Genomic DNA, 10,156 nt, shown 5'->3' on the forward strand with positions numbered 1-10,156 from the left:
ATGTGCGGCATGATGTGAGCGAGGAGCACGAAGCTTCCGCGCAGCATCCCGATGTGGTCGCGCGACTGACCGCGCTTGCCGAAAAGGCGCGTGCTGACATCGGCGATGTGAACCGTCCCGGCAGCGGTCAGCGCGAGGCGGCGATGGTGGAGAAAGCGCAGCCGCTCTTGCCTTGAGGGCGCTGCTCGCTGAGTTGAGGCATGACCCGGGGCAACCGCTCGCTCATCATTCTTATTCTTGTCATCCTCGCCGGGATCATCGTGCCGTTTGTGATCTGGGGTGCCGCTTTTGACAAGACGCTCAGTCTCGAAGGTGCGCGCCAGTGGATGGAGGGGTATGGCGCTTGGGCCTGGGCGGCTGGCATCGTGCTGCTGGTGGCGGACATCGCGCTTCCAGTGCCTTCGACAGTGGTGATGTCCGCGCTCGGCTGGATGTACGGCTGGTGGCTGGGCGGGTTAATCGCCGCCGCAGGCTCGATGCTCTCAGGGGCGATCGCGTATGTGGCGTGCCGGTGGCTGGGTCGCGGTGCGGCGCGCTGGATTGCGGGGGAAGAAGGATTGCGGCGAGGCGAGGAGATCTTCGAAAAGCGCGGCGGCTGGCTGGTGGCGCTGTCGCGCTGGATGCCGGTGCTGCCGGAAGCCGTGGCGTGTCTTGCGGGACTGTCGCGAATGAACGCGCGTGTCTTTTTCCCCGCGCTGGCCTGCGGTTCGCTGCCAACTGGCTTTGCCTTTGCGGCGATCGGCCATCTTGGTCAAAGCGAGCCGGGATGGGCGATGGCCCTGAGCTGCATCGTACCGGTGATGCTGTGGCTCGGAGCGGCGCGCTTTCTGAAGCGCTAGCGCATTTCCTTCAACCCTGCCGCCGCCGCCGCCGAGCGAGCGAGACGCATCATCTCTCGGCGTGCGAGCCACAAACCCAAAGGGGTGAGGATCAAAACGGCGACAGCGCCGATTGCACCGATCATCAGAAGATGTCGCGTTGTCATCATGAGTCCGGCGATAATGAACCAGAGCAGGAAGTTCCAGCCCATTCCACGCCTTACGCGCAGCATGCAGCGCACGCGGGTAAGGCAGCGGTCATCGCCATGATATTCGGTGACCGTCAGCCAAGCGCGCGATACCTCGGCCCATGGCCATGCTTCGATGTCAAACCAGCGCCAGCCGTCGTCTTCGCGATGAACCGTATGCGTGTTCCGAAGGGCGGCGCGCATTTCGCGCAGCCAGGCATCCCGGGTGACGCCGTCCTCGCTCCAGAACTTTAGTGTTCCCAGAGGAATGGTTTGTTTGTGTGGCATCTCAGGCGGAGCGATTTCCGGCAGCAGCGGATGACGGCTGGGCCTGGCGCCCAGTTTGATCATGCCGCAGAGCCGTGCCCATTCACGCACGACAGGTTGCAGCAGGCTCAACCAGACGAGCAGCAGACGATCTCCCGGCCCGCGCACAGACGCGGCGGCGGCGTTTCGTGATCCCGTCCGCCACGCGGCTCCGAGTGCGAACAACAGAAACCCGGCGGCGACCCAAGGCTGACGGCATACGAGCGCGAGCAGCAGCAGCGCAATCCACAGCAGACCGGTGAAAGTTTCCCACCAGCGATATCCTGACGAAGCGTAGATCACCTGAAACGCACCGAGCCCGAACGGACCATGGAAGATGCTGCCTTCGATCAGACAGTCTGCTGGCGGCAGGTCTCCGTAGATGCCGCCACGCCAGCGCGCACCACCCAAAAACCCGAAACGCGCCGGATGCGCCTTCATCAGCAGCGCTTCCGCGTGTCCGTAGCCACTCTGTTGTTTCAAGTAGGCCTGGATGGTGAAGCGGCGGTGATGCCACACCATCGCGCCCGGCACAAAGATCAGCCGTCCACCGGCTTCGCGCAGGCGCCAGCATATGTCCACGTCATCACCCGCTGTCATGAATTCCGCGCGAAATCCGCCGATCTTATCGAGTGCTTCCTTGCGGATGGCGAGATTGCAGCCTGGGAGGTGCTCGGCTTCTGTGTCATTGAGGAGCACATGCGCCGGCGCGCCGGGAGCCGCCGCCACGACACGTTCGATTTGGCTGCGCGGCGGCGGCGGAATGTTGGGACCTCCGGCTGCAGCGACGGATTCGATTTCAAAAGCGTGGCTCAGATGGGTGAGCCATTCAGGATGTGCGATGCAATCGTCGTCGGTGTAGGCGATTATGGAACCAGTGGCGATCTTCGCGCCGAGATTGCGTGCCACGCTGAGCCCCGCGTGATCCTGAAACTGATAGCGCACCCGTTGAAAGCGCTCTGCGATCTCTGCTGTGGCGTCCCTCGAACCGTCGTCGACCACGATGACCTCGTAGTCCGGATAGTTTTGCACCACCAACGACTCAAGACAGGCTGGCAAAGTGTGATCTCCGTTGCGAGTGCAGACGACAACGGAGATGCGTGGGGGCTTGGCCGGCGGGAGCAGGAAAGGCCGCAACTCGCGCTGCAGGGCGCATGCAGGGCGTTCATTCCTCTCCCGATCCACGATGCCAAACTGCCAGCGTGTGACGTCGTTTCCGCCTCGGAACCATTCGTCCGTGTAAGCAAACCAGACGCCACCGGCGCATCCTCCGCGCAGCAGGGCGTCGTGCTGCCATCGCATGACTTCCACCTGCTGCTCCGGGCCATGTGCGGCGACATCGATGCCGAACTCGGTGATGACCAGCGGCTTGTTGCCTGCGAGATTCTGCAGACGAGCGAGGCTGGCGTTGAAGGTGGCAGCCGACTCGAGGTAGACGTTCACCGCGAAGAAGTCGGCGTTTCTCGGAACGAGATACTCGGTGGAAGGATACGTGGCGTAGCTGATGAGCGTCCGCGGGGCGTTGGTACGGGCGGTCTCGATCAAACCTTCGATGAAGTCGCGCACCCGTCGGGGTTTCATCCAGCGCACGAGCGTCTTCTCGATCTCATTGCCGACGAGGAAGGCGCTGATGCAGGCTTGATCCTGGAATTTTGCGGTGACTTCAGCGACACGCGTTTTGATCTGGCGGCAAAGAGAGTGATCAATGAGGAAGTCGACGTGCTCTGTCCACGGGATGCCGACGATCAGACGGAGACCGAGCGCTTCGACTTCACGCAGGACGACGGGGGTGGGCAGTTCGTACAATCGCAGCGTATTGAACCCGAGCGACGCGATGTGGCCCAGATCGGCCGAGAGACGTGCGTCTTCGGGAAAAGGTTCGCCACGCGAGTTTGGTTTGAAAGGCCCATAGCTGATGCCGCGCATGAAGTGCGGCGCGCCATCCGCCAGCCTCAGGAATTTTCCCGCCGTCACCACGCGCGGCCCGTGAGCTGCGGGCGGAGGGTTGGTTGGTGGCGGAGCGGATGTCATGCAGGCGTGTAATTCACGTTCGGAAGAACCGAAAGATGAAACATGGACGCGTCTGCGGCCAGTTGGATTCAGACCTCGGATGCCTTGGCTGAAGGCTCGGTCTCACCGGCGGCTGAGTCTTTCTCGGCAGCGGGCTGTTTGATCTCCATTTCCACCCAGCCGTCCCCTTCACGTTCGATGCGGCGGTGATTGATGGCCATCACGATGCACAGGCCCACAAAAGCGACGCAGGCTTCCAGAACAAACGGCGTGGAGAAAAAGGTGAAGAGATAAGCCAAACCCTGCATCACGATTTCACGGGCGGTTTCATTCAGCCATGCCGCCAACGCCACGGCCGCCACAAAGGCGAGCGACCAGACCAGTGACTCCAGCCACCAAGGGGATTTTGAAGGAATGGAATCGGGAGCAGCCATTGTGTTTTAGTCCACCGGGGTTGCTTTGCGGACGGAGACAGGGAAGTCCACCTGCTTCGATTTGACACTCGCCGCATCAACCGTGCTCGTGACGGTCGGCGCAGGTTGGGCTTCTTCTTCGTTATCTTCAACCGGCAGCGCTTTCAAAGCAGCGGGTTCTACCTGACGGTGAGCGTCGGCCACGTGCTTGCCCCACATGGCGGTACCGGCGAGAATCAACACGAACACGGCAATGGCCGCCGGCACGGGGGATTTGATGGATTGCAGCCTGCCGGGAGGAGCTGAGACGGTGCTCACCGAGGGCGTGATGTTTTCACGCAGCCAAGGGCCGTGCGACTGAGTCAGATAGCGGTAATCTCGCTCACCGCCCAGCACCCCTTCGGGCAGATCTTCCAGCACTTCCGATGCATCCACCTCAAGGTAGTCGCTGTAGCGACGGATGAAGGAACGGGCATAGGTCATGCTGCCGAAGGCGGCCAGGTTACCGGACTCCAGCAACCGCAGACGCTGCACCGGAATGCGCGTCTCAAACGAGGCGTCCTCAATCGACAAACCACGCAGTTCGCGGGTCTCCTTGAGCTTTTGTCCAAAGGCGGTTGGCATGGGCAAGTGTGACACCTTCGGCTCCGGATGCGATGAAATTTTTTGTGTTCGTTGTGGGAGCCGTTTCGGTAGAAAGGGTCTGCAACGTCCAGAATCCTTGTAAACGAGTTGAGGAATACTAGAATGCCTCAAATGAATCCGATCCACGAGACTCGTCTGAAGATCCGTCGTGAACTCGAGGCGCCTCCCGCACTGCGAAAGTTTGGAAGTGGCTGGATCAGCGGTGTGCTGGGCATGATGTTCGGTCTCGCCTCGCTCGGCTGCGTGATCATGATGCGCTTTCCCGGCGTCTTCACGATGAAGGAGAACGCCGCCCTGATCGGCCATCCCGCCTTCCGCACGGGAATGCTCGTTCTAATGGTCCTCGCGTTTGGATTTTCGATGCTGAACCTCGTCCTGCGCCCAAGCAAGGCTTTGGGCATGACGGGAATGATCGCCACTCTGCTGGCTGTTACTTTTGGTGGGGCGTCGGCGACTGCGGTGGCCCCTGATCTGACTCCGGCGTATTTCGGCCTCGATTTCTTCGTGCTCAGGCTGCTGTTCACCGGTTTTCTCTTCATACCGCTGGAGACGATCTTTCCACATCGCGCGGAGCAGGGGATCTTCCGTTACGAATGGCGCGAAGACCTCTTCTACTACCTCATCAGCAGCATGATGGTGCAGGTGCTGACGTGGCTGAGCTTTCTGCCGGCGCAGACGCTCTTCAAACACACGTCATGGACGGAATTTCGCGGCTGGGTCGCTGCGCTACCGTTCCTCGTGCAGCTCATTGCGATCATGTTCCTCACGGACCTGGTGCAGTACTGGGTGCATCGTCTGTTCCATCGCATTCCGGCGCTGTGGCGCTTCCACGCCGTGCATCATTCCGCGCAAAACATGGACTGGATGGCCGGGGCGCGGATGCACTTCCTCGAGATCCTCGTGCTGCGCGGCACCACGGTCTTTCCGATGATCCTGCTCGGCTTCAGCCAGACGGCGGTGAACGCCTACGTGCTGGTCGTTTATCTCTTCGCCACCTTCGCGCACTCGAACCTCGGCTGGAAGCTTAGGGTTTTCGAGAAATTCTTCGTCACACCGCGCTTCCATCACTGGCACCACGGCATCGAGAAGGAGGCCATCGACGTGAACTTCGCCATTCACTTCCCGTTGTTCGACAAGATCTTCGGCACGCATCACATGCCGGAAAACGGTCGCTGGCCCGAGGGTTACGGCATCGGTGGTCATCCGGTGCCAAAGGGCTACTGGCAGCAGTTTCTCTATCCGTTCCGGCGGAAGAAGTAATCACTCATACTTCAGCTGGGCCGTTGCCTGGCAGTCGTGTTTGGAGCTCACCCGAATCCACCGGGCCTGCACGGCAGGTTCAAAGGTCAGGCTCGTTTCTTCGCCGGGTGAAACTTCGCGATGCTGATACGTCACCCACAAGCCGGTGCCGGTGAGGTCGAGTTCGATGTGGAAGCTCACCGGTTCGTTTTGATCATGGCTGAGCATCAGCGTGCGCTTGTCGTAGGCCCACATGAGATAGGGGTCGCTCTTGTCGCCCGCCTTGACCTTCGTGTTCTTCCACGGACCGCCTTCGCCACGTGGTTTGCCTAGCTTCCACAGATCATCGATGGTTCCGGCCCACAGCGCCGTCTTGCCGTCGTCGCTGCGGATGATGTGCTCGCCTGCTTTCGCATCCGGCTTGATGCCGCTCATGATGAACATGCCGCGATAGCCGCCGTAGTCGGTCACGCGCAGGTTGTGCGAGCACACCGGGCGGATCTTTGCGAAACCGTCGGCGTTTTCGGCGGGCAGCTCGAAGAAGGTGCCGCAGGCGCTGAGCATGTCGCGCTCCGTGGCGACCTCGCGGCAGATGCGCAGCTCACCAGCGTTCGTCGCGGCGTCGTAGTCCTTGGAAGCGCGCGGCAGGCGCCAGCGACGACCACGATCATCGACGACGAGCACGCTGGCCTCGTCGAGAGTGATGACATTTTTCGGAAGGGCGACCTTGGTTTGCACCCATTTCTCCGCCGCAGCATCCTCGACTTTTGCGAGCTTCAAATCGGCTCCCATCTCGTAGTAGCCCGCGTTCGTCGCAAAACTGAGCGTGCGCTTGTTTTCACCACGAGGCCGGAACACGCCCGCTTGAGCGTTGTCGTCGCCGATTCGCGCGATGCCGTCGAAAATGGCATCTGGTTCGGAGCCGCGTGAATCGCCGTTGGTGAGCATGATGAGGACGCTGAAGTCCTTCGAATCCTTTTCGGCCTTCACACGCAGCCACTCGTCATCGCCGGTGATCTCAACGCGCTTCGATTCCCCGGTCGCATGGTCGATGTGCCAGACGCTGCGATGCTTCCAACCGGCGACGAGGAAGGGATCGCTCACATCGCCTGCTTTGACGCTGTCGTGCAGCCACACCGCGCCGCTGGCGTGCGCTGGGCCGAGTTTGTCGGGCGTGTCGGGGCTGGTGAACCACAGATTGCTCTGGGACTGACCGATGCTGTCGATGCCGCCTTTGACTTTGCGTTTGTTGAGAAACTCCGACTTCGCCGAGTCATCGCAGCCGAAAACGAGGCGGTCGTTCCAGCGCGCGAAGTCGCCGATGACCTTCAGGTAGGCGCTCCGCACGCGGATGCCGCTGGTGTTCGATGCGGAAAAGGTCTTCGGGAAGCTCCAGAACGCGCCGTGCATGGTCATGAGCAGGTTTTCTTCGCCGATGTCGCGGATGCGCGGCCATTCCGTGTTCCAACCGTGTGCGCCATCGTAGCTGTGGCTGACTTTTGGCAGACGAAACGACTTCCACTTGCCACCATCGAGCAGCATGAGGATGAGCGACTTCGCATCCCAGCCGATGCTCCACACAGGCGCGTTGGGATCGCTGCCGCGAATGCCGCCGGGGCCGGTCACTTCGGTGAACTGATTCCGGCGAACGAGCTGCCAGTCGCCTTCGCCGAACCATTCGCCAAGCGCTCCGCTCGGCGTGGTGGGATCCGTGAGCACGCGTTTGTCGCGATCACCGTTGTTGGCGTAGATGACGCGACCCTGGCTCGAATACAGGCCTTTGCCATGGTAGCCGGGCAGTTGGGACTCGAGATTCGAGAGCGGTGTCTCGACCTTGAAGTCCTTTTTGATCGGGTTGCCGTCGCGGATGAAGTTTTTCACCGCCAGCGTCTTCACATCGACCTCGTAGAGCCCTTCCTCCATCGTGGCGTAGTAAATCTTGCCTGCGGGATCGGTCAGATGCCGCGCATTGCCCGTGAGACGGCCCGGCATGCGTGAAGGCGGAATGACACGCACGTGGCGCTCGGCGTCGATGGCATACGGCCCGATAAAAAGCTGCTGCGACTCCTCGTGGATCATGCGATTTGCCGGCGTGCCGCCGACGCTTTCCGGGCGAACGACTTGTTTCAAATCTGAGGTGATCTCGTAAAGCTTGTCGCTCGATCCGAACGGCAGATGCGGCCCATAGGTAATGACCCACAGCCGGTCTGCCCAAGGCACCACCGCGCCCGTGCCGCACTCGCCTTCGTTGTTGAACATCGCGAGCGACGGATAGATGCCGCTGACGCTGCGTGGTTCCTGCGCGAATGCGATTCCGGCGAAAAGGGAGAGGCCGAGAAGGTTGAATCTCATCCGGTGAGCAAAGCGAGTTCGCCGACGCTGGCAACCCGGCCTCGTTATACCGATTTGAAATCGCTTACATGTCCGGCCAAGCTGACTGATGCCCAAAACGATCATCGCCGACGCCTGGCGCAGCCTCCGCCACGAATGGCTGTGGGTGTATCGCGGCCCCGTGCCGACCTGCGGCGTCTGGTCGGCTGAGATCCCTGTTCCGCCGGGTGTGTTCTTCGTCGAACGCGGCGAAGTGCGCATCCGCGCCGACGAAAATGAAATCGTCGTGCCTCGCGGCCACGCGTTTTTCTCTGCTCCCGGCTTGCGCAAGCATTGGTTCGCTGAGAAGACACAGCTCCTGTCCGTCGGCTTCCGCAGCACCTGGCCGGACGGAACACCGCTCCTTCGCACCGGACTCAATGTCGCCATCCAGTCCGCGCGATTGCGCCGCGCCACGCTGGAACTCTTCCGTGCTGTTCATTGCGGGAAGACATCGGTGACCTATCGCGAGGCCACGCAGCCTGCGGCGCTCGCTGTTGTTGATTGGGCGAGACGCGAGGCGGCCTTTGGCCGATGGTTTGCCGATTTCCTCGAAACGCTGCGTGAGTTTAGTATCCAGCCGGAGCCGCCTGCGGGCAAAAGCCGCCGTCGGGTGGATCAGCTCATCGCGTGGCTGAATGCTCGGCCGCTGGATCAAGCAACGCCGACGCTGCCGCCTGCGTTCCCGCTGGGCATGCGACGTGCGGAGCAACTGCTCCAGCAGCATCTCGGCGTGGGCCTGCGTGCATTCTTGGAACGTCGCCGCCTGGAAGCTGCGCGTGAACGCATCGTCGCTGACAATGGTTCGCTCAAAGAACTCGCCTACACCCTCGGCTTCCGGCATGCCTCACACTTCACCGCCTGGTTCCGCCGTCACACCGGCGTCTCACCTTCCGCGTATCGTGCCGGTGGTGCGGAAGCCGTGTGATGGAAAAACCACTTGCAGGTCGTGACTATTTGGCGAAATAGCCAATTAGGTGCCCTCCTTCAAAAAAGCTTCCGAAAAACGCGCCGCCGTGATCAAGGCGCTGAGTCACCCGTCGCGGCTGCTAGTCGCGGAGGCGCTCATGAAGGGCGAGATGTGCGTCTGCGATCTGAAGGACCTCGTCGGCTCGGACATGTCCACCGTTTCGAAGCACCTCACGCTCATGCGCGAAGCCGGTGTGCTGAACTGCGAGAAACGCGGCCTGAACATCTACTACTCGCTCGCCTGTGACTGCCTCGGCGAGTTTCTCCGTTGCGTGGACAAGCTCGCCTGCGGCGGAAAGAAAACCACCACCTGCTGCTGATTTGCCATGAACATCACCGAATTCCTTTCCCAACTCCGCGTTCACGCGGACAAACCGCTCGCCATCGTGCTGCCGGACGGCGGCATGATTCCCGCGCACTTCCACATCACCGAAGTCGGCCACGTCACGAAGCGCTTCATCGACTGCGGTGGCACACGGCGCACGCTGGAAACCTGCTTGCTGCAGACGTGGGTGCACAGCGACGTCGATCATCGTCTCGTGGCCGGAAAACTCGCCACCATCTTTGACAAGGCCGGCGATGTGCTGCCGCATCATGATCTGCCCGTCGAAATCGAATACGAGGACGGCGTCGTGGCGCAGTTCCCGGTCGAAAGCGCGGAGGTCATCGATGGCGCTCTCGCCTTTCATTGCGGGTGGAAGCACACCGACTGTCTCGCCCGCGGCATTTGTCTTCCAGGCGAGTGCTGCACGCCTGAGCCCGCACTGACAATCCTGCCGCAGACCTGCTGCACACCCGGCTCCAAATGCTGCTGACATGAACAAGCTGCTCTCCGAATTCCTTGGCACCTTCACGCTCGTCTTCGCGGGCACGGGAGCGATTGTCATCAATGACGTGAGCGGCGGCGTCATCGGCCACGCGGGCATCGCGCTCACCTTCGGTCTAGTAGTGATGGCGATGATCTACACCTTCGGCGATGTGGGCGGCGCGCATCTCAATCCCGCCGTCACCCTTGGTTTTGCAGTGGCTGGTCGTTTCCCATGGAAGGCTGTTCCGGCTTACATCGGTGTGCAAATCACCGGCGCATTGGTCGCGAGCGGTGTCTTGCGGCTTTTGTTTCCCTCAAACGAAAAACTCGGCGCCACGCTGCCCGCAGGCTCCGCCATGCAGAGTTTCGTGCTGGAATTCATCCTCACCG

At 61.2% G+C, this 10,156-nt stretch carries 10 protein-coding genes; 6 read left to right on the plus strand and 4 right to left on the minus strand.

Translation table 11 applies throughout. The features are described from left to right. Positions 1 to 200 precede the first annotated feature (200 nt). The gene (locus KDL09_RS08315; RefSeq protein ID WP_294383813.1) at positions 201 to 839 is read left to right on the plus strand and encodes a VTT domain-containing protein; all 639 of its coding nucleotides are present in this window, start codon (positions 201 to 203) and stop codon (positions 837 to 839) included. On the opposite strand, the gene KDL09_RS08320 is transcribed toward KDL09_RS08315, so the two are convergent. The 3 genes from KDL09_RS08320 to KDL09_RS08330 form a co-directional block, all read right to left on the minus strand. After that, a complete protein-coding gene (locus KDL09_RS08320) occupies positions 836 to 3,343 on the minus strand; it encodes a glycosyltransferase family 2 protein (RefSeq protein ID WP_294383815.1) in 2,508 nt (835 codons plus the stop codon). The genes KDL09_RS08315 and KDL09_RS08320 overlap by 4 nt on opposite strands. Positions 3,344 to 3,411: 68 nt before the next feature. After that, positions 3,412 to 3,756, minus strand: coding sequence for a hypothetical protein (locus KDL09_RS08325; protein WP_294383818.1), 345 nt, complete (start codon positions 3,754 to 3,756; stop codon positions 3,412 to 3,414). A 6-nt stretch (positions 3,757 to 3,762) separates the two neighbouring features. Beyond that, on the minus strand, positions 3,763 to 4,359 hold the full coding sequence (locus KDL09_RS08330) for a helix-turn-helix domain-containing protein (RefSeq protein WP_294383820.1): 597 nt from the start codon (positions 4,357 to 4,359) through the stop codon (positions 3,763 to 3,765). Between the two features lie 132 nt (positions 4,360 to 4,491). Between KDL09_RS08330 and KDL09_RS08335 the strand changes: the two genes are divergently transcribed. Further along, complete coding sequence (locus KDL09_RS08335; protein ID WP_294383822.1) at positions 4,492 to 5,640, plus strand: sterol desaturase family protein; 1,149 nt, start codon at positions 4,492 to 4,494, stop codon at positions 5,638 to 5,640. Here the strand turns inward: KDL09_RS08335 and KDL09_RS08340 are convergent, their stop codons facing one another. Beyond that, positions 5,641 to 7,971, minus strand: a complete 2,331-nt coding sequence (locus tag KDL09_RS08340) for a hypothetical protein (protein ID WP_294383825.1) — start codon at positions 7,969 to 7,971, stop codon at positions 5,641 to 5,643. It lies immediately after the preceding gene. 88 nt (positions 7,972 to 8,059) lie between these two features. On the opposite strand from KDL09_RS08340, the gene KDL09_RS08345 reads away from it, so the two are divergent. From KDL09_RS08345 to KDL09_RS08360, 4 genes are all read left to right on the plus strand, one after another. Beyond that, on the plus strand, positions 8,060 to 8,917 hold the full coding sequence (locus KDL09_RS08345) for a helix-turn-helix domain-containing protein (RefSeq protein WP_294383828.1): 858 nt from the start codon (positions 8,060 to 8,062) through the stop codon (positions 8,915 to 8,917). A gap of 49 nt (positions 8,918 to 8,966) precedes the next feature. Continuing rightward, positions 8,967 to 9,278 carry a metalloregulator ArsR/SmtB family transcription factor gene (locus KDL09_RS08350; RefSeq protein ID WP_294383829.1) on the plus strand — a complete coding sequence of 104 codons (312 nt, stop codon included), beginning with the start codon at positions 8,967 to 8,969 and terminating at the stop codon, positions 9,276 to 9,278. A 6-nt stretch (positions 9,279 to 9,284) separates the two neighbouring features. Further along, the gene (locus tag KDL09_RS08355) at positions 9,285 to 9,773 is read left to right on the plus strand and encodes a DUF6428 family protein (protein WP_294383833.1); all 489 of its coding nucleotides are present in this window, start codon (positions 9,285 to 9,287) and stop codon (positions 9,771 to 9,773) included. Position 9,774: 1 nt separating this feature from the next. Beyond that, positions 9,775 to 10,156, plus strand: a 382-nt coding sequence (locus KDL09_RS08360) for an aquaporin (protein ID WP_294383835.1), incomplete at its 3' end; no start/stop codon positions are given.

The sequence above is a fragment of the Prosthecobacter sp. genome (assembly GCF_020439865.1).
GTDB lineage: Bacteria > Verrucomicrobiota > Verrucomicrobiia > Verrucomicrobiales > Verrucomicrobiaceae > Prosthecobacter.